The sequence below is a fragment of the Anabaenopsis sp. FSS-46 genome (genome assembly GCF_029891665.1).
Lineage (GTDB): Bacteria > Cyanobacteriota > Cyanobacteriia > Cyanobacteriales > Nostocaceae > Anabaenopsis > Anabaenopsis arnoldii.
Genome location: NZ_JANQDG010000040.1, coordinates 19554 through 41116 on the forward strand (window position 1 = coordinate 19554; position 21563 = coordinate 41116).

Annotated in this window: 15 protein-coding genes; 14 read left to right on the top strand and 1 reads right to left on the bottom strand. The window is 43.2% G+C overall.

What is annotated here, in order from left to right; translation table 11 throughout:
• Positions 1–66 precede the first annotated feature (66 nt).
• From rpmB to NWP21_RS04055, 7 genes are all read left to right on the top strand, one after another.
• Positions 67–303 carry a 50S ribosomal protein L28 gene (rpmB, locus tag NWP21_RS04025; RefSeq protein ID WP_280791704.1) on the top strand — a complete coding sequence of 79 codons (237 nt, stop codon included), beginning with the start codon at positions 67–69 and terminating at the stop codon, positions 301–303.
• A gap of 147 nt (positions 304–450) precedes the next feature.
• Positions 451–1092: a TIGR04282 family arsenosugar biosynthesis glycosyltransferase gene (locus tag NWP21_RS04030; RefSeq protein ID WP_280791705.1), complete on the top strand. Its 642-nt coding sequence runs from the start codon at positions 451–453 to the stop codon at positions 1090–1092.
• Positions 1093–1122: 30 nt separating this feature from the next.
• Positions 1123–1959 carry an HpsJ family protein gene (locus tag NWP21_RS04035; protein ID WP_280791706.1) on the top strand — a complete coding sequence of 279 codons (837 nt, stop codon included), beginning with the start codon at positions 1123–1125 and terminating at the stop codon, positions 1957–1959.
• A 336-nt stretch (positions 1960–2295) separates the two neighbouring features.
• A complete protein-coding gene (locus NWP21_RS04040) occupies positions 2296–3030 on the top strand; it encodes a DUF502 domain-containing protein (protein ID WP_280791707.1) in 735 nt (244 codons plus the stop codon).
• Positions 3031–3130: 100 nt separating this feature from the next.
• Positions 3131–3760 carry a transcription antitermination factor NusB gene (gene nusB / locus NWP21_RS04045; protein ID WP_271730939.1) on the top strand — a complete coding sequence of 210 codons (630 nt, stop codon included), beginning with the start codon at positions 3131–3133 and terminating at the stop codon, positions 3758–3760.
• 89 nt (positions 3761–3849) lie between these two features.
• Positions 3850–5346, top strand: a complete 1497-nt coding sequence (ftsY, locus tag NWP21_RS04050) for a signal recognition particle-docking protein FtsY (RefSeq protein WP_280791708.1) — start codon at positions 3850–3852, stop codon at positions 5344–5346.
• Positions 5347–5961: 615 nt separating this feature from the next.
• A complete protein-coding gene (locus NWP21_RS04055) occupies positions 5962–7353 on the top strand; it encodes a PP2C family protein-serine/threonine phosphatase (RefSeq protein WP_280791709.1) in 1392 nt (463 codons plus the stop codon).
• A gap of 7 nt (positions 7354–7360) precedes the next feature.
• Here the strand turns inward: NWP21_RS04055 and NWP21_RS04060 are convergent, their stop codons facing one another.
• On the bottom strand, positions 7361–9565 hold the full coding sequence (locus tag NWP21_RS04060; protein ID WP_280791710.1) for an HAD family hydrolase: 2205 nt from the start codon (positions 9563–9565) through the stop codon (positions 7361–7363).
• Between the two features lie 532 nt (positions 9566–10097).
• On the opposite strand from NWP21_RS04060, the gene NWP21_RS04065 reads away from it, so the two are divergent.
• The 7 genes from NWP21_RS04065 to NWP21_RS04095 all read left to right on the top strand — a co-directional run bounded on the left by NWP21_RS04065 (position 10098) and on the right by NWP21_RS04095 (position 21531).
• Positions 10098–11906: an aspartate kinase gene (locus NWP21_RS04065; RefSeq protein ID WP_271730946.1), complete on the top strand. Its 1809-nt coding sequence runs from the start codon at positions 10098–10100 to the stop codon at positions 11904–11906.
• Positions 11907–12002: 96 nt separating this feature from the next.
• Positions 12003–14036: a serine/threonine-protein kinase gene (locus tag NWP21_RS04070; protein ID WP_280791711.1), complete on the top strand. Its 2034-nt coding sequence runs from the start codon at positions 12003–12005 to the stop codon at positions 14034–14036.
• Between the two features lie 196 nt (positions 14037–14232).
• On the top strand, positions 14233–15411 hold the full coding sequence (locus NWP21_RS04075) for a tetratricopeptide repeat protein (protein ID WP_280791712.1): 1179 nt from the start codon (positions 14233–14235) through the stop codon (positions 15409–15411).
• Between the two features lie 120 nt (positions 15412–15531).
• Positions 15532–15849 (top strand): hypothetical protein, encoded by a 318-nt coding sequence (locus NWP21_RS04080; protein WP_271730953.1) that lies wholly within the window; start codon positions 15532–15534, stop codon positions 15847–15849.
• Positions 15849–16799: a tetratricopeptide repeat protein gene (locus NWP21_RS04085; protein ID WP_280791713.1), complete on the top strand. Its 951-nt coding sequence runs from the start codon at positions 15849–15851 to the stop codon at positions 16797–16799. The genes NWP21_RS04080 and NWP21_RS04085 overlap by 1 nt, the downstream gene beginning before the upstream one ends.
• Positions 16800–16925: 126 nt before the next feature.
• Positions 16926–20498 (top strand): chromosome segregation protein SMC, encoded by a 3573-nt coding sequence (gene smc / locus NWP21_RS04090; RefSeq protein WP_280791714.1) that lies wholly within the window; start codon positions 16926–16928, stop codon positions 20496–20498.
• A 58-nt stretch (positions 20499–20556) separates the two neighbouring features.
• Positions 20557–21531: a PRC-barrel domain-containing protein gene (locus tag NWP21_RS04095; protein ID WP_280791715.1), complete on the top strand. Its 975-nt coding sequence runs from the start codon at positions 20557–20559 to the stop codon at positions 21529–21531.
• Positions 21532–21563: the final 32 nt, after the last annotated feature.

Consider the following 21563-nt stretch of genomic DNA (forward strand, 5'->3'; position numbering starts at 1 on the left):
ACACACGCCCTTTTGGGGACTACAATAGAAAGGTTGTATTCAAATAGAAACTTGGAGATAGTTGCTATGTCTCGTCGCTGCGAATTAACTGGTAAAAAAGCTAACAATGCCTTTGACATTTCTCACTCTCACCGCCGTACCAAACGCCTACAACACGCAAATCTACAAAATAAGCGTGTTTGGTGGGACGGTGGTAATCGCTGGGTAAAAATGAAGCTCTCCACCAAAGCCATCAAAACCCTAGAAACCAAAGGCTTAGAAGCCATGGCTAAAGAAGCCGGAATTAATCTTAATCATTACTAAGCTGTGAAAAAAGGTATCAAGTACAAGATTTAATTTTTACTATTTACCTGAGAGAGAATACTTATACCCCCCAAGTGGGGGTTTTTTCAATTTGGGACAATCGCTAAATTATCAAGCTAATCAACGAATAATTACTTAATATATAATGTGCTAAAATTTTTAGATATTCAGCAACAGCACTTAATTATTTTTACTCGCTACCCAGAACCAGGTAAGACCAAAACCCGACTTATACCTGCTTTGGGTGCTGTGGGTGCTGCCAATTTACAACGGCAGATGACAGAACATACAATACTTCAGGTGCAAGCACTACAAAAAACTATTCCTATATCCTGGGAAGTACGTTTCACCGGTGGTAACTTGCAACTGATGGCAGATTGGCTAGGGGATGATTTACTCTACCATACCCAAGGACAAGGAGATCTAGGCTCCCGCATGGGGCGATCGCTAACTCAGTCCTGGCAATCTGGCGCTCAAAAAGTAATTATTATTGGTGTAGATTGTCCCGGAATCAATGCTCACATTCTCACCCAAGCCTTTGAGCAGCTACACACTCATGACCTGGTATTGGGTCCGGCCATTGACGGCGGTTATTACTTGATTGGCTTGTGTCGTCCCTTCCCAGAATTATTCTTTAATATCGATTGGGGAACTTCTCAAGTCTTACAACAAACAATGAATATTGCTGAAAACCTGAAAATATCTGTTTCTTTCCTACCTCCTTTAGGTGATGTGGATCTTCCAGAGGATTTAGCGATTTGGCAACAATATTCAGGTAACTTTAAATAGGAAAATTACTTTCATACACGAAAAATAATTATGACTAATCGTCTTGCTGCGGGGAATGCTGCTTTGACACTCAAGGTAGTGGGGATAATTTTACTTTTGTCCTTCTTCCTAGAGTTTTTAATTGTGATTTTACCCTTCCAACCCACCGATCCGGGATGGCAAATCAATTTAGCTACCTCATTAGTTGACAGAGGTATTGTACCTTTAGTGGGTATAGGAATGCTATTCGCCAGTTATTGGGCTGATACTGTTCATCATAGCGATGGCCCCAAACCTATAGATATCAGACTTCCTATCTTGATACTCTCCAGTATTTTAGGGTTAATTTTCCTCTTAATTTTCCCCTTACACTTGAATAATGTCCGACAAGCGAGCGCCAACAGTCTCGGCCAAATCCGCCAAGAAGCTCAACAAGCAGAAAATGAAGTTAACAATCGGTTATCCCAATTCCAAGCCCAAATCAACAATGAGCAAGGAAAAGCTCAATTAGAACAACTGCGCAACCAAGTGAGAAGTCAGTTTACCGAGCTGCTCAAAAATGACCAAACATACCAACAAGCACTCAATAACCCTCAACTTCCCGCACAACAGAAAGAATTACTCAAGAAATTTAAAGCCAATCCCTCAGAACTCGAGACTTTTATCGCCCAGCAAACAGACCCCCAAGCACAAGCAAATCAAAGATTAACCGAAATTCGCCAACGTCGCGAAGAAGCTGAAAAACAAGCCAGAGGAAACGCTTGGAAGTCTGGACTGCGAATTGGTGTGAGTAGTTTGCTCTTATCCCTGGGATATATCATTATTGGTTGGACAGGTTTAAGAAGGATGAAACATATCTCGGTCACTGGTGAAGATAAATATTATTAACTTAATTTTCACAAAAAAAACCCCCGCTCAGTGACAAATTAAGATCCTTCTTTAGCTGTAATCTAAGACTTACAGAATTTTCAGCAGCTTTTCACTCAGCGCGATAGGATCAGTAGTATATTAGAGACTTGCAATAATGGTTTACAAGTCTCACACATCCCATCCCCCATGTTCTTCCTTAGTCAATCTCTATATGCACCCGACTAGAAAAATGCTGTTTCCTGAGCAGCAAGTGTATATTTTTACAGCATTATTCCAGATGCTAGCAATCTTTACCCTCTAGCTAAAGTATGAAATATTACAATTAACTCTTGAGAATTTGATAAGTGTGCTGGTATGAATAGCAATCACAAAAATTCTAGTAATCTCAAACAGGAGCATAGAGACTGGGGAATTAATCAGCTAAAACAAGACTTAAAAAATGACCTAATTGCCGGTTTATTAGTAGTTATTCCTTTAGCAACAACTATTTGGCTAACTATTACCATTGCTAATTGGGTAATCAACTTCCTGACTAAAATTCCTAAACAACTCAATCCCTTTGACGGACTCCAACCTATAGTAGTAAATATACTGAATTTAGCAGTGGGGCTGGCAGTCCCTTTACTAAGTATTCTTTTAATAGGGTTGATGGCTAGGAACATTGCTGGGCGTTGGTTATTGGATTTGGGAGAGCGCCTATTGCAGGCAATTCCCCTAGCAGGGCAGGTATACAAAACTCTCAAACAGCTGTTAGCAACCCTGGTCAAAGATTCCAGCGACAAGTTTCGCCGGGTAATTCTAGTAGAGTATCCCCGAAAAGGAATATGGGCGATCGGCTTCGTTACCGGTAATATCAGTACCGATATTCAAGCTCATATGCCCCGTCCCATGTTGAGTGTGTTTATTCCCAGTACCCCCAATCCTACCACCGGCTGGTATGCCATAGTTCCAGAAGATGAGGTAGTAACTCTATCTATCCCCATAGAAGATGCTTTTAAAGTATTAGTCTCTGGAGGGATTATCGCTGAGAATAAGACTCTACCCCCCCTAGTTATACCTCAGGAGCGCAATATAGAAACACAACCCTGAAAACGGCAAAGTTTCCAGTCAATAGATAGTATGATTATTTGACTTTGCCACCATTGCGGCCATACTCACCTTTCTCATTAGTGCTTAAGCACATACTTCCATGCAAGAACGAAAACCCCAGCAAATTGCCCGTGAATTGGCACTTTTAAGTCTCAGCCAGTTGCCAATTAACCCCAAAAAATTAACAGAAGAGCATCTACCAAAATTAATACTAGCCACAGTCCGCACCCTGAGATCAGAAGTGCAAGATACTCTAGATAATGCTACTGGAGAACTACAACGCAGTAATGATCGCCTCTTAACTAGCCAAACTCGTGCTTCAGACATCGATACAGCCAGAAACCTCCTGAAAGAGGCGATTAACTACACCCAAACCGCTATCAATCAACTGGGAGCCGCAGTTGAGTTCCCAGAATTGATTCAATTAGCAAATCAAGATAAGGAAGTTGGCAAATATGCCATTAAACTGGTGAAAATAGTCAACGAACACCGAGTGATTATCGATGAACATATTTCCTCAGCTTTAGTAGATTGGCAAGTGACTCGCCTAGCCCAAATAGACCGAGATATTTTGCGGATCGCAGTGGCAGAAATGATGTTTTTCAATCTGCCTGACAGAGTAGCTATTAATGAAGCTGTAGAGCTAGCTAAACGCTACAGTGGAGATGAGGGTCATCGTTTTATTAATGGTGTTCTGCGCCGATTTACCGAACAAAAAGCACCTGTGTAGATTAAAGCGCAAATTTTCCCGCTCCCCAAATATCCTCAAGGGTCTTGAGGATATTTAGTTAAAATCATCAACTAATACTTATAGATATAATGGCTTTTAATTGGTTCCAGCGTCAACATCAGGATTCTTCTGATACCCCAGCCGCCCAAAAACAAGAGGTAACTCCTCCAGTAACAGAACCCCAAGTAGACCCCACAGAAGATTTATTGGCCTTTGCCAAATCTGCTTATAAAAATATCCAGCAAAAACAACAAGCTTCACCAGTAACAACAGCACCAGAAGTCGCAGATGTGGAAGCACAAACAATAGAAACTGTGCTAGACACCGCCCCGGCTGTAGTCAGTGAAGTTGCCCTTACAGCAGAGTTAGATGTGGAAACTGCCAATATAGACTCCCTGAGTCTAGATGCAGCTACACCAGAACCCACAGCCCCCAGTAATTTATCCTTTTTAGAACGGGCGGCCGCAGAACGGCAAGCCAAGCAAGAAAGGCTGATAGCCGGGGCTATTGAAGTGGCTAAACCAGAGGTGGTAACCCCAGCTACCACCGCAGAAACTACCCCAGATCAAGAAGCATTAGCTTTTGATGAAGGTTTTCTCTGGTCAGCAGAAGTATTGGCCGCCCAAGGTAGGCGAGCAGAAGATATTTCTGTGGAGGAAATTACCTGGCTGAAAAAACTCCGGCAAGGTTTAGACAAAACCCGCCGCAATATTCTTAACCAACTTAAGGCAATTGTCGGCCAAGGACCACTCAATCAAGCGGCTGTATCGGAAATAGAAGCCGCACTTCTCCAAGCTGATGTGGGTGTGGAGGCTACAGATTACATTGTCAATACCCTCCAGAAAAAACTGTTAGCAGAGGTAACGCCCCCTGAACAGGCGATCGCCTACCTGAAACAAATTTTGCGCGATATGTTAGACGCGCCACTACAAAAAGCCCCAAGTTTCAGCTTCGCCCCAGAAAAGGAAACTTTGAATATTTGGTTGATTACCGGGGTGAATGGGGCAGGGAAAACCACTACTATCGGCAAAATCTCCCACCTAGCCCAAAAATCTGGTTATAAATGCTTGATTGGGGCGGCGGATACCTTTCGGGCCGCAGCAGTGGAACAGGTGAAGGTGTGGGGCCAGCGTAGCGGTGTGGAAGTAATTGCTAATCCGGGGAAAAATACAGACCCAGCCGCCGTGGTCTTTGATGCGATCGCCGCCGCCCAAGCACGAGAAACGGAGTTACTATTGGTAGACACCGCCGGGCGACTGCAAAATAAGAAAAACTTAATGGACGAACTCGGCAAAGTCCGCCGGATCATCGACAAAAAAGCCCCTAATGCCAAAATAGAATCCCTATTGGTTTTAGATGCCACTTTAGGTCAAAATGGATTGCGCCAAGCTCAAGTTTTCTCCCAAGCCGCCCAACTCACGGGCGTAGTCTTAACTAAGCTAGATGGTACAGCCAAGGGAGGTGTTGCCTTAGCCGTGGTGCAGCAGCTGGGTTTGCCCATTCGCTTTATTGGCGCTGGTGAAGGTATGGAAGATTTGCGTCCTTTTTCTAGTTACGAATTTGTTGAAGCTCTCTTGAGTGGCTAATTGGGATTTTTTTAGTTAATATTTCTTCTGGGTCTGGCTGATTCATCTCCTGTGGGGGATATTTAGATGGAAAATTTGCTATGCTCACAAAGTCGAGGGCACAGACCCCCATTTAGCTGGTGTTTCAGTCGGCAAAAATTGTTTCATCTCCTCAGACATCTGTCTTGGTGTGTTGGTTTTCCCCACATCACGGATTGATAAATCTCAAGGGTGTTGATTTTTGCCCATCCCAGAGTCAAATACAAACAGAACACTCAATAATTAAGGCAAGGAGTAATTGCCTATAAAAGTTACTGCTGGGGATGAGAAACCTGTGAGCAATAATAAAATTAAAATTTTTTTGACTCCAAAGATGTATGATTTGCTAATTAAGTTCTAGAAAAATTAGGGTATTTATATGTTATGAGAGTATTGGCGGATTTTTACCTACTCATTGTTGATGGAAATTGCATCAATATTTAGCTAGAGATATCATAAGCAAATACAATAATTCTCTCTAGTTCGATGTTAAGTCTTGTGACTATTGCTAAAAATATCCACCTTGTCCCAATATAACCTAGCAATTTACTTGATTTATTCAGTAACCTAAACTCTATATTAAGTGCAATCATACCTTTGCCTGTGTCTCAACTGCCCTCTCAACCCACTGATACTAATAGTAGTGCTAAGACGGATGTCACACCAGTTGTGGCACTCAAAGAACTTGTGGAACGGTTGCGCCGAGAACAAAATAAAATCCAAGATTTACTCAGTTCTTTAGGATTTGCCCTCAGAAGTTTCAATAATTTGAACCAGTTTTTACAGCTGATACCACTGATTGCCACTCGAGTCACAGATGCAGATGGTAGTGCTTTATTCCTACATAAACCTAATGGTCAAATTCGCTTAGAGCAACTACACTGGCAGGATAGCCGCCAGCGTAAGAATATCCGCAAAGCTCTAGAAACAGCTAGTAGTCAAATCACACTTCTATCTCATACAGGACCTTTAGCAACAGCTACAGGGATGTTAGATGACCAAATCCATCGCTACTTAGATCCAGATGTGCAAATCTTTGGCACAGCAATTCTCGTCAAGCATACAGAACGGGGTTGGCTTTACGTCCTCAGCCGCGATCCTGAATATAGCTGGACGGATACCAGACAAAAGTTAGTCAGACTGGTAGCAGATCAAACAGCTGTAGCCATTGAAAACGAAGAACTAGCCGTAGAATTGAGGAAAAAAGAGCGCTTAGATCAAGAACTAGAAATTGGGGCAGAAATTCAACGGCGACTTCTACCCCGTCAATGTCCGATTATTCCCGGTGCGACCCTAGCCGCACGCTGTAAACCCGCTAATCGTGTGGGTGGAGATTACTATGACTTTATCCCCACCAATCACAATCAAGTACAGCTAAATGGTAAAACTACCCAGGAAACAAGGGGCTGGGGTTTGGTAATTGGCGATGTCATGGGTAAAGGTGTCCCAGCAGGACTAATTATGACCATGATGCGGGGAATGCTTCGTGGCGAAGTGTTCCATGGTAATTCCCCATGTGTAATTCTGCAAAATTTGAATCGCGTTATGTATGCGGATTTGGAAAATTCCCATCGCTTTGTGACTCTGTTTTACTCAGAATATAATCCTGTAAATCGGGTTTTATCTTATAGTAATGCCGCACACAATCCTCCGTTGTGGTGGCACGCAGCCACGAAAACTATTACCCGCTTGGATACTTTGGGAATGCTGATTGGTTTAGATGCCAATAGCCAATACGAAAATGCCCAGGCACAGTTAGAACCTGGGGATACAGTCATCTATTATACAGACGGGTTGACTGATGCGGCGGCGGCTAGTGGCGATCGCTTCGATGAAGAGAATTTTGTCGCTGCTTTTAATGCCGCTTGCAGGTATTGCAGTGGAGCAGAGGAGATTGTAGATTATTTGTTTGAGCAAGTTCTGGAATTTATCGGTGGTGAAAGGCAAAACACCGATGATATGACATTAGTAGTTCTGAAAATCCATTGACAATCAGCTAATTATCTGCTACAGTTTGCATTTGTGCTGTAGATAGACTGCCAAAGAAGTCATAGCGGTCTAGTGCTTCCAAAATACCCCAGGCATAATTTCCTTGAGCAAAGTAAATTTGTGGATATTCCCGTAACTTTTCCAGTTCACGGCTGTAATTACCCACAACCACACCCAAAGTATTACCAGACAGCATTGATTCATCATTACCAGATGCACCTGCTACTAAAAATCGTTGTATTGGTAGTCCCCACTTCAAAGCACAATAACGAATAGCATCTCCCTTAGAAGCCCGGATAGGCAACAAATCAAGATACATATTATGGCTATAGACTCCTTTAACATGGAGCTTATGCCGCCGCAGATGACGCATAATTTCCTTAAAGCTTAAACATTTCACTTCATCAATAAAGTAACTGACTTTAAACTGACCTTGAGCTTCTGGGGGTTGCAGAGAAACACCCGGTAGTGTCTCCATTGCTTGACGGACAGCCTCAGCATTCCAATGGTAACTAATATGTCTTTGCCAGTTACTATCTGGGACTACCTGGGGTCCATAATAGATTTCAGTACCAGCCGAGACAATCAGCAAATCTAGTCTGGGAAAGTCCCATTCTTCCAACATATCCAAAGAACTTTGCAAATTCCGCCCTGTAGCAATACCCACGCCGGTAGATTGACCTTCCTGATGTACTCGCTCAATCAGTTTGTGTAAAGCTTCTTGGTCGCCTAACAAGGTATTATCAATTTCACAAACCAGAAACCGATCTGCGATCGGTAACCGGTTTTGGTCAGGGATATTCCAATCAGGGAGGTCACTTGCTAAAGCCCTTGGTAGGGGACTCAGCTGAGATTGCACTGGTCGTTGAGATATCTGCTGCACCTGTTCGAGATAACGTTCTACGTGACTAGACCAAGAGAAATTATCCCGCACTCGATGTAATCCATTTTCAGACCAAGTTTGCCATTGTTCTGTATCCGTGATGGCTGTGCGCAGAGCATCCTGGATCTGGGTCACATCTAGAGGATCAATCAACATTCCATTGTGGCAGACCTCCAGGATATCTCGTGGACCACCATCCGATGTGGCGATAATTGGCACACCGCAGGCTGTAGCCTCAATTAAGGTGAGACCAAATGGCTCAGTTAATGCGGGATTGATAAACACTCCCCGTGTTTTCGCCACCAATCGATATAGTTCTGGAACTTCATCAGATGAATGGTGTTTGGGGTAGGCGACGTACCCGTAAAGGTCGTAGCGATCGATTAAGTGAAAAATTTCTGCAAACACATGGCGTGGGTCTGATTCCATGGTGCTGATGTCATCGCGATTTCCTAAAATCAGGACTAAATTTGCTAAATGACGCAACTGTGGATCTTCACCATAAGCTTTCACCAGAGTACCGACATTTTTCTTAATTGCTGGACGAGAAAGCGCCATAATCATCGGCTTTTCCGGATGATTGAGAAATCGTTTTAAATCCTGGTAAATTCCTGGTTCCTGCCAATTTTCTGGAATCGGGTAAAAGTCCTTGAGTGCTACCCCCGGCGGAATGACCACCATTCTATCAGGCTGATAGTGGTCATAAATACCGTACTGCTCGGTGACTTCTTGATGGGTACTAGCGATAACTAAAGCGGCGCTGGCCAAAGTGGTTTCCTCAGCCTCAATTCTGGTACTCATGTGATAAGTACTTTCAATGGTTTCCCTTTTAGTACCCTGGTCTAAAAGTCGTTGTTGTTTCACACGTCCTAAGGAGTGACCAGTATGCACAAGGGGTACACCTAACCAACCAGCAACCCGACAACCTACATAACCAGCATCGGCGTAATGGCTATGAATGACATCGGGTAGTTTTCCCACTTGGCGCAGGTGCTTGAGTAATTCATCGGCAAAATTATCTAAATGCGGCCAGAGAACTTCTTTGCGCAGATAGCGCCGGGGCCCGCAATTAACACGAATAATTTGGGCTTTCTCACCCAGAACTTCTACCGGTTGAGCATAATCGGAACTAACTTTTGGATCATTAATTAAACGAGTTACCAGGTCTACACGTTCTACTTGTGGGTTCGCTGCTAAAGCCTGAGCCAGTTCTACCGCATATTTAATTTGTCCCCCGGTGTCAGCATCTCGCCCTAATTCTAGATTTTTACCGCGAATTAACCCGTGAACACTGACTAGTAGAATATATAATCCTGGGCTATCTGACATTTTGCATCCCTCAATTTTACTGTGTTACAGCCCTGCAAAAGCTTCTTATACACCCGGCTGTTGACTTCTACAGATTAGTGACAAAATTATGCTGATGTTTAAGAATTATAAAACAAATGTGCCAATTTGTAACAACAGTGTCTGAGAGGATGTTTGATAATAAGTTTTCAACAGGTAATTTTTATTTTAGGGAACAGGGAACAGGGAACAGGGAACACACCGAACAGGGAATGGGGAATACACCGAACACACCAAAACAATAAAATCCAGTCCCCTCCCCTGACAGGGGGAGGGTTAGGGTGGGGTGAAACAATAGTTGATACACTAATCATGAGTTGACAAACATCCTCTGAGAACAGCGACAGTACATTAGTTAATGGTGCTGCTGACTGAGTATTACCAACAAAGCGAAATTACCGGTTTTTTGTCGGCGCTGATTCTGATATTAATAAACTAAACAACCAGCAATACTTTCTCGGCTTCCCCTGGGGGGCATTGATCAAAGTAGGCAGCATTGATTACATATAAACTTATGGCGCTCATAGTTCAAAAATACGGTGGTACATCTGTTGGTTCTGTAGAACGTATTCAAGCTGTTGCACAGCGTGTTTACAAGACTGTTAAGGCGGGTAACTCTGTGGTCGTCGTGGTTTCGGCGATGGGTAAAACCACAGATGGACTGGTGAAAATGGCTCAGGAAGTTTCTCGCCATCCCAACCGCAGGGAAATGGATATGTTGCTTTCTACTGGGGAGCAAGTCACTATTGCTCTAGTTAGTATGGCATTGCAAGAAATTGGACAGCCAGCAATTTCTATGACTGGTGGTCAAGTAGGAATTGTGACTGAAGCTGAACATACCCGTGCGCGAATTTTACATATTGAAACCCAAAGGCTGCGTCATCAAATTGCTCAAGGGAAAGTGGTTGTAGTTGCTGGATTTCAGGGTATATCTAGTCTCAGAGATATGGAGATTACTACTTTGGGTCGGGGTGGTTCGGACACCTCCGCTGTGGCTATTGCTGCGGCTATAGGGGCGAATTTTTGTGAAATTTATACCGATGTCCCTGGTATATTGACTACAGACCCCCGCCTGGTAGCAGAAGCTCAGTTAATGGAGGAGATTAGCTGTAATGAAATGCTCGAACTCGCAAGCCTGGGGGCGAAAGTTTTACATCCCCGCGCTGTGGAAATTGCCCGCAATTATGGGGTGCCACTGGTGGTAAAATCTAGTTGGCGTGATGACCCTGGTACTTGGGTAACATCCCCTAAACCCCAAGGGCGATCGCTAGTGAATCTAGAAATTGCCCGCCCTGTGGATGATGTAGAGTTTGATACAGACCAAGCCAAGGTAGCATTGTTGCGCGTCCCCGATAAACCAGGGGTAGCAGCGCGGTTATTTGGCGAAATATCCCGGCAAGATGTAGATGTAGATTTGATTATTCAGTCTATACATGAAGGTAATACTAATGACATTGCTTTCACCGTCACAGCACCGATATTAAAACGCGCGGAAGCGGTAGCATCCGCCATCGCCCCAGCATTGAGAAACCACCCCAACTCTGATGAGGCTGAGGTGATGGTACAGCAAAATATTGCTAAGGTCAGTATTGCTGGGGCGGGAATGATTGGGCGTCCCGGGGTAGCAGCTAAAATGTTCGCGACTTTAGCCGCAGCACAAGTAAATATTCAGATGATTTCTACTAGTGAAGTTAAAGTTAGTTGTGTAGTAGATGCGACAGAGTGCGATCGCGCTGTGGCTGCACTGCGTCAAGCTTTTGAAATTGCAGAAGACCAGGACATTAAGAAACCAGAAGCAATTGCTGTGTTATCTGCTCCCGCAGTGCGTGGTGTCGCCCTCGATATGAACCAAGCACGTCTAGCAATTCGTCAAGTACCCGACCGACCAGGGATGGCGGCCAGGTTATTTGGACTATTAGCACAGCATAATGTCAGTGTGGATATGATTATTCAATCTCAACGGTGTCGAATAGTTGACGGTATTCCTAGAAGGGATATTGCTTTTACTGTCTCGCAGATGGATGGGGAAAGTACACAAAAAATGCTCACTCAAGTGGCAGGAGAATTAGAATGGGGTGAGGTTGTCTTAGATAATGCGATCGCCAAGGTAAGTATCGTTGGTGCAGGGATGGTGGGACAACCAGGTATTGCGGCGAAAATGTTTGACGCTTTAGCCGAAAACCAAATTAATATCCAAATGATTGCTACCTCAGAAATCAAAATTAGTTGTGTTGTAGCACAAGAAGATGGTGTCAAAGCTTTGCAGGTTATTCACAGCGCCTTTGGGTTAGCTGGTACCGAAAAGTTTGTAGTTCCCGCCTAATTATTCATTGAATATCTGCCTAGGTCTTCAGTGATTCATGACTACAATTGCTTTGAAGAAATAGGCATTATTATAAGTGTAATCACTGATAGACTTATGACTAGTAGAATTTTAGATACGCGTTATCACATCCTGGAAGTCCTGAATGTAGAGGAGAAGGTACAAACCTATTTGGCTGAAGATGCTATCGTTCCCGGTCGTCAATTGGTAGTCAAGGAGCTACATCCTGATGGTGATATTCTCCCGGATTTAAATCTGCTGCGAGAGTCATTTCTCCATGAGGGACACAAGTTACAGCAACTTAGTCAGGAACATGACCAAATCCAAAATCTAGTGAGTTATTTTGAAGAAGATGGAAAATTCTATCTAGTTGAAGAATATATTATTGGTAATACCTTAACCAATGAGATTTTACAGGGGATACCTTTAACACAGGAAGAGGTAATTAGTGTTTTATCTCAAGTATTAGAAGTTTTGGTATTTGCACATCAGCGGGGAGTGATTCACCAGAATATTAACCCCGCAAATATCATCCGTCGAGAGTCAGATAAAAAATTAGTTTTAGTTAATTTTGGCGCTATTCCCGAACTGATAACCAATACCGTCGCTAATCTTGAATATGTACCTATAGAACAATTGCGCGGTCAACCTCAATATAATAGTGATATATATGCTTTAGGGATAATTGTCATTGCGGCAATTATGGGTTTAACAGAGCAGGAAATATCAACCTTACAACAGCAGAAAGGGTTGCTAACAGGGGCAATTATTTGGCGGCGGAAAAATATTCAAATTTGTCAGGAGGTAGGAAAAATTTTAGATCAAATGGTACGCTTTGACTATCAGAGGCGATACCAGTCAGTAATTGAAGTTTTAAAAGATATAGAGCAGGTGGAAACTCATGAATTTACTCACAAGCAACTCCCAAAACTTTGGTTAATCCTAGGGGGAATAGGTTTTATAGGGATAGTGACAGTATTGACGTTGGTTTCATCACTGATAACTATTGCTTCTCCAGTAAAATTTGAGCAAGTATACCAGGAGGGATTGAGAAAATATCAAGAGGGAAACTATCAATCTGCAGTTGAGAATTTTACCCAAGCTATTAGACTAGACTCAAGCAATTATCAGGCTTATAAGAGCCGTGGAAATACATTTTACCGGTTGGGAAACTATCAGCAAGCAAAGATAGATGCTACTAAAGCTATTGAATTAAACCCAGAAAATGCTGATGCTTACTATGATAGGGGATTTTCTTTATATGGATTGGGTAAATACCAAGAAGCAATTACTGATTATACCAAAGCGATCGCCTTAAATTCTCGTCATGCCTATGCTTATTATGGGCGGGGTTTAGCCTTAGTACAGATGAATGACAATAGAAGCGCTAATGAGAATTTTAGCACGGCCATCAGGCTGCGACCTAGTTATATTGAGGCTTATTTACAACGGGGTATTCTCCGCCGTCGTCTGAGAATTTACCAAACCGCTATGGAGGATTTTGATGCTATCATTAAGATTAATCCCGGTGATGCTAGACCTTATTATCAAAAAGGTTTAATTTACGCTAGCAAAAATCAAAAATATGCAGCCATTCGGGAGTATACTCACGCCATTAATCGCTATCCTCAAGCAGTCGCCTATCTCCGACGGGCGGATATGCACAGCGAGTTAGGATATAGATTAAAAGCTGGTGAAGATTATGATCAAGCTTTAGAGCTAAATCCCCGGTGGGGAGCAGCTTATAATCACCGAGGTATTCATCGTCTTTCTTTTGGAAATTACCAAGGTGCAATTGCAGACCATACTAAAGCTATTGAACTCAATTCTCAGGATGTAGCGGCTTACAATAATCGTGGTAATGTTCACCTACAATTGGGAAATTACAAAGCTGCGGATAAAGATTACTCTCAGGCGATCGCCATTAATCCTCAATATGGGTTAGCCTATTATAACAGGGGTGTGAATCACACAAAACAGGGAAATACACAAAGTGCGATCGCCGATTTTCAACAAGCTATTAAACTTTTCCAAAAAACTGGAGATCAAAATAGTCTTCGTGACGCACGCCAAGAACTGAACTTACTCCAAACTAAGGCATCACCTACAGATACACTTCACGAATCCTAGCAACTAAATTGCAGAATACCACACATACCCGCGTCAAATCAACCGGGGGTGTTCAGGTGAGGTTCCAGTTGATTTTATCACCCCATCAGCCTAATTTTCCAAAGACGAGTAATTTTTGTGACTTGATGTAAAATGCTAAGATTTGTATAGTTATTTAGAAACTTAGACATCTGTGGAAGTTGAGGAGTATATTGATATGGCTAAAGAATACCTTAATAAAACAGATTATGAGAGTGCGATCGCTCATTGTAATCAAGCATTACAACTAAAACCAGACAATGCTGGCGCTTACTTCCAGCGGGGTAAAGCGCGCTACTACTTAGGAGAAATCAGCGCAGCCATTGAAGATTATACCCAAGCCATCAAAATTAATCCCCATGACGCTTATGCTTATAACAACCGGGGTAATGCTTACAGTAAATTAGGGAATAGGCAATTAGCAATTAAAGATTATACCGAAGCGCTGAAACTTAACCCCAATGATGCTTATGCTTATAACAACCGGGGAGTAGCTCGCTATTACTTAGGCGAAACCGCCGATGCAATTGCAGATTATACCCAAGCTATCAAAATTAACCCTAATTTAGCTTATGCTTACAACAACCGGGGAAAAGCTCGTTATTACTTAGGACATAACCAGGGAGCAATTGCAGATTATACCCAAGCCCTGAAAATTAACCCTAATTTCGCCACAGCTTACTACTTGCGGGGTCTAGTTCACTATCACTTAGGAGAAACCATTGCTGCAATTGCAGATTACACCCAAGCCATCAAACTTAACCACAATGATGCTTTAGCTTATTACAACCGGGGTTTAGCTCACTCCGATATAGGAGATAACCAGGGCGCAATTAATGATTATACTCAAGCCATCAAACTTAACCCTAATTACGCTTTAGCTTACTACAATCGGGGGTTAGCTCGTTATGATGCCGGAGATAACCAAGGAGCAATTGCAGATTATACCCAAGCCCTCAAAATTAACCCCAATGATGCTGATGCTTACAATAACCGGGGGAATATTCTATCTGACCTAGGAGATGAACAGGGAGCAATTGCAGATTATACCCAAGCTATCAAAATTAACCCCAATGATGCTGATACTTATAATAACCGCGGTTCAGCGCTTTATTACTTAGACGACAATCAGGGAGCAATTGCAGATTATACCCAAGCCCTTAAGATTAATCCTAATTATGCTTCTGCTTACTTCAACCGGGGGTTAGCCCTCTGTGATTTAGGAGATAAGGAGGGTGCGATTAATGACTGGAAAGCTGCTGCATATATCTATCAAACAGTAGGGGATGAAGTATGCTATCAATATGCTGTAGATAAAATTGAACTGCTCTCACGCAACGGCGATGAAAAGTCATAAATCATACTCAACCTAAATCTGGTTCTCCCCTAGAGGATGCTAAAAAATGCTCTTGTCCCTATTGCCAAGGCTTAATTAATTGATACACTTGTGCTAGACTAGATCAGTTAAGCAGCATCTATGCTACACGTCAAGCGCGTGGAACTCACTCACTTTAAATCCTGCGGTGGTACTACCTCGGTTCCTCTACTACCGGGGTTTACTGTCATTTCTAGCCCCAATGGTTCGGTAAAATCTCATATTCTCGATGGGTTGCTGTTTTGTTTAGAGCTTTCTAGTTCTCAGGGAATGGGAGGGGATAGGTTACCGGATGTGGTGAATAATGCTCAAAAGCCTCAAGGACACCCTTGGGTTTTTGATGGTTGTGATTTTTCCCGCGTCTGCATATCTCCTCAAGATGTTAATATTCCTTGTCAGATGAAGGCGAATTTTTACTAATGGACTGGAAAACTATATTACAAGCCCAACAGACAGACTTCATCAACCGACTGAAATCCGGTAATTTACTCCAGTGTGACCAACCAGGACAGCACAGTGAGTTAACCGTGATCACCGGTGACTCCTTGCAGCAATTACGGCGGTTTTGCTGGGACATGGCTGATAGGCATAGAAATCAGTCCCGTTCTGTTCGTCAGGTGTTTGTTAACAACATGAAGGGAAAGCTAGGGGAGGAGGTAGTTAAAACCCGTTTAAGTCATCTGCTCACGGATGTTGACTATGAAAAATATCAGGGTGGTGATGGTGGTGTAGACTTTACCCTAACTGCTGATTCATCTATTGGTATTCAGGTAAAAGCTCGTCAGGGTCAATTTAATCAGATTGAATGGTCAATTAGTCAAGAAGAAATTAACAAAAATGCTGTTTTGGTTTGTATTTTAATTGAAGAGGAAGTCAATGAGGCACAAAGTCAATATCATTTAGTCCTAGCAGGGTTTTTACCCACTAATATGACCACTGTGACCGGGGAGAAAGCCAGGGTAAAAATCAATGAGTTGCTCTATTGTGGGGGTTTACGGGGCTATTTAGAAAGTTTGACAGTTTCCCCAGTTGATGAAACTGTGCAAAATGCTCAATTTTACTTCAACCGGGGGGTAGATCGCTCTGACTTAGGAGACAACCAGGGTGCAATTGATGACTATACCCAAGCTATTCACATTGACCCTAATTATGCTAATGCTTACAACAACCGGGGGTTAGCTCGCTCTAACTTAGGAGACTACCAGAGTGCAATTGATGACTATACCCAAGCTATTCAGATTGACCCTAATTATGCTCAAGCTTACTACAACCGGGGGTTAGCTCGCTATTTTTTAGGAGACAACCAGGGTGAAATTGATGATTTTAAGACTGCTAAATATCTGAACGATTTCCACTCTGAAACAGCTTAATGTCAACTCATACCTAACCTAAATCTGGTTCTCCCCTAGAGGATGCTAAAAAATGGTCTTGTCCCTATTGCCAAATCTTAATTAATTGATACACTTATGCTACATTAGCCCAGTTAAGCAGCATCTATGGTACACGTCAAGCGCGTGGAACTCACTAACTTTAAATCCTTCGGTGGTACTACCTCGGTTCCTCTATTACCGGGGTTTACGGTCATTTCTGGGCCGAATGGTTCGGGTAAATCTAATATCCTGGATGCGTTGCTGTTTTGTTTAGGGCTTTCTAGTTCTAAGGGAATGCGAGCGGATAGGTTACCAGATTTGGTGAATAATGCTCAAAAGCCTAAAGGACGCGCTGGAATTGAGGCCAGTGTGACGGTAACCTTTGATTTGTCGGGGGATGTATCGGGGACACAAACCCAGATTGGGGAGGGTGCTGTCACTGAGTGGACTGTAACCCGCAGGTTGCGGGTAAGTCAGCAGGGGAGTTATACCTCTAACTATTATATTAATGGTGAACCTTGTACTCTGACGGAGCTACATGAGGAGTTGAATAACCTGCGGATTTATCCAGAGGGTTACAATGTGGTGTTACAAGGGGATGTTACTAGTATTATCTCTATGAATGCTAGGGAACGTCGAGAAATTATTGATGAGTTGGCTGGGGTGGCGGCTTTTGACCGTAAAATTGTCCAAGCTAAGAAAACTCTGGATGAGGTGAAGGACAAGGAAGATAGTTGTCGGATTATTCAGACTGAGTTAACTATACAGCGCGATCGCCTATCTCAAGCCCGTGCTAAGGCGCAAAAGTATCAAGTACTCCGCAGTGAGTTTCAGTGTAAGCAGTCCTGGGAGGCGGTTTTATCTTGGCGCTCTCTTCAAGCACAGCAAGAAAATTTGGTGGCGCAAATTCAAGGCGGCGATCGCAGTTATATTGAATTTACTACTCAGTTAAATAACCTCAATTCTGCCATTACTCTCCAGACGGAGGAACTAGAACAACTCAATGCTTATGTCAAAGCTTTGGGTGAGGAGGAACTCTTGGCGCTCCAAACTACTTTAGCCACCCAAGAGGCGGAATTTAAACAACTCCAGCGCCGACAACAGGAATTAACCGCAGCCATAACCCAAACAACCCAAGAATTGAGCCAAACTCACCAGGATGTGGCACAATATCAGCAGTCACTAACAAGTTTAGCCCAAACTGAGGTTTTAGCCAGAGAATCTATTCTGGGTTGTGTGGAAGCACGAAATCAAGCCCAAGGGGTTTTAGATGCTTCCAGGTCAGCAGCTGCGGCGATCGCTTCAGCTTCGGAAGCTTGGGTACAGCAACAAACAGCTTTTAATCGTCAAATTGAATCTTTACTGCAAATCCTGGAACCCCAACGCACTGAACAAGCACAACTCAGGGAACGCTATGAGCAGTTACAGCAGCTAATTACTGAACAAACTCAGCTGGTTAATAGTTGGGAACCGGAGTTAAGTGGTAAACAAGCTGAATGTAGTCGCTGGGAAATGGAGTTTCAGGGAGGGGGTGAACCCATAGCCAATTTAACCGCAACTCTCGCAGCTACAGAACAAGAGTTACAAATCCAACAGGAAACCCAAAAGCGACTTTTACAAGAACAACGGGAAAAACAACGCCAGTTAGATAAAATTGAAGCCCAAGCCCAAGCCCAACAGGAGGTACAGGGAACCCAAGCCAGTAAGGTAATTTTACAGTCGGGACTGCCGGGGTTGTGCGGTTTGGTGGTACAGTTGGGTAAGGTAGACCCCCGCTATCAGTTAGCCTTGGAAATTGCCGCTGGTGGGCGTTTGGGTCATATTGTCGTAGAAGATGACAGCGTAGCCGCGGCGGGAATTGAATTACTCAAGCAAAAACGGGCAGGAAGGGCAACTTTTTTACCTTTAAATAAGGTAAAACCTAGTAAATTTACTCAGGATGCCACCTTGCGTTATGCCCACGGGTTTGTCAATTATGCCATGAATTTAATTGAATGCGATCGCCGTTATCAAGATGTGTTTAGTTATGTATTCGGTAATACAGTAGTATTTACGAGTATCCAAACAGCCCGGCAAAATATGGGTTTGTATCGGATTGTCACCTTAGATGGGGAATTGTTAGAAACTAGCGGCGCTATGACAGGGGGGAGTAATAGTCAGCGTTCTGTATTGCGGTTTGGGAAAACTGAGTCAGCGGAATCTGAGGAAGCTATAGCTTTAAAGGGGCGCTTGGGAGAGATTGAGCGAATTTTATTACGTTGTACTGAGTCCATAACTACTTTATCGGCTCAAACTAAACAATATACCCAGGAACTCGCAGAAGCAAAACAAACCCGGCGAGAACAGCAGTTACAATGGGAACAACTGCAAAAAGAAGTCAAGAATTTAACAGAGCAATTGCATGGGACGCGATCGCAACTGACCCAAAATACCGAAAAAATCAGCCTCGCCCAATCCCGTTTATCAGTGTTAGATCGGGAATTACCAATAAAAGAAAATGAGTTACAACAATTGCGACAAGAGTTAGGGGAATTAGAAGCATCTCAAACCCCCAGAGAATGGCAAGAAATGCAAATAACTATTAAAAACCAAGAGCAACAACTACAACAAAAAGAGAGAGAATTAAGGGAAGCCGAAGAAAAATTAAAAAATTGTCAAACTCAACAACAGCGATCGCAAGAACGCATCCAAGAAGCTGAAGCTAAAATACAGCAATATCAGCAACAACAAACCAGCCAAGAAAATCAACTAAATTCCCTGAATAGTCAATCAGTTAACCTCAGCAGTGAAATTAATCAAAACCAGGCCAATTTACAGCAAATCAGCGAAAATTTAGGTTTAGAGAAACAAAAACGGGACAAAATAGAACAAGAATTGCGATCGCAACTTTTACATCAACAACAACTGCAATGGGAAATAGAAAAACTCCAAGAAAGCCAACACAAACGGATCGAAGAGTTGAAAGCATTGCAAAACCAATTACGAGAAACCGGCGCAGAATTGCCCAATCCCTTACCAGAAGTACCAGACCAGGTAGATTTAGAGGAACTGCAAAAAGAACTGCGCAGCCTAAGCAAACGCTTACAGGCCATGGAACCAGTGAATATGTTGGCCTTAGAGGAATACGAACGCACCCAGAACCGCCTAGAAGAACTAACGGAAAAACTACAGACCCTAGAAGGCGAACGCACAGAATTACTCCTAAGGATTGAAAACTTTACCACATTGCGACAGCTAGCATTTAAAGAAGCCTTTGATGCGGTCAACACCAACTTTCAATCTATTTTTGCCGTTCTTTCCGAAGGTGACGGCTATTTGCAACTAGAAGATCCCGAAGATATTTTTAACAGTGGGCTAAATCTAGTCGCCCACCCCAAAGGTAAACCAGTACAGCGCCTTGCGTCCATGTCCGGGGGGGAAAAATCCCTCACAGCCTTAAGTTTCATCTTTGCTCTACAACGTTACCGCCCCTCCCCATTTTATGCTTTTGACGAAGTAGATATGTTTTTAGATGGTGCCAACGTCGAGCGATTAGCTAAAATGATTAAACAACAAGCCCAACAAGCCCAATTTATAGTTGTGAGTTTACGCCGTCCGATGATAGAATCGGCCGAACGGACTATTGGCGTTACTCAAGCACGAGGAGCTTACACTCAAGTATTGGGGATTAAATTAAAATCATCCAATGCATCTGCTTGAGATTTTGTTAATAATAGTGTATAGATAAACCGGATTCGAGATCAGGACTCGGTATAGAATGACCTCTGAACAGATAATTAGGCGTTCCGACATATTAAACACCCAGGTGATTACTCGCGATAACGGCAAACGGCTCGGTATCGTCAATCAACTTTGGGTTGATATTGATCAAAGAGAGGTTGTGGCTCTTGGTTTGCGAGACAGCCTGATCTCTATTTCGGGTCTGCCACGCTATATGTACCTCAACACTATCAACCAAATTGGTGATGTAATTCTAGTTGATAACGAAGATGCGATCGAAGATATTGAGATTGAGAGTTTAAGCAACCTGATTAACTGGGAAGTAATCACAGAGACGGGTGAAGTATTAGGGAGAGTGCGGGGTTTCAAGTTCAATGGCGAAACTGGTCGGATTCTTTCCATAGTCGTCGCCTCTTTAGGAGTCCCCCAAATTCCTGACCAATTTCTCAGCACCTACGAGTTATCGATGGATGAAGTCGTCAGCACCGGACCGAGTAGGTTGATTGTATTTGAAGGAGCCGAAGAGCGAGTTAACCAGTTAACAGTGGGCGTACTAGAGCGCTTAGGTATCGGTAAAGCCCCCTGGGAAAGAGAAGCAGAAGAGGAATATGGCTATATTCCCCGCACGGTTTCACCAACAAATCAGCTACCTAGTGGAGTACCATTACAACCACCTAAAACCAGAGTCCGCGCTCCTGAACCTGTGGAACAGGAGGAATGGACCCAAGACTATGTGGAAGAAGAAATCCCCCGTCGTCAAGTCATGCGGGCCCAACAGTACGAATCTATTCCATCCGAAGAAGACGAGGAAGATAACTGGAGTGAAGTTACTCCTAGGGATAGATATCAAGAGCCACCTAAACCTAGATATGAAACCCAAGCTTACACCAACGAATACGACGATGATGATGATGTAGAAGGCGATGCTTGGGAGGATGCACCAAAGCCAGTGAATATTCCCAAGAAAATCAAAGAAAGACAGCCAGAATACGAAGAAGAAGGCGGATACTGAAATAATCGCTCATATTTCCTTTTTCCTGCGGA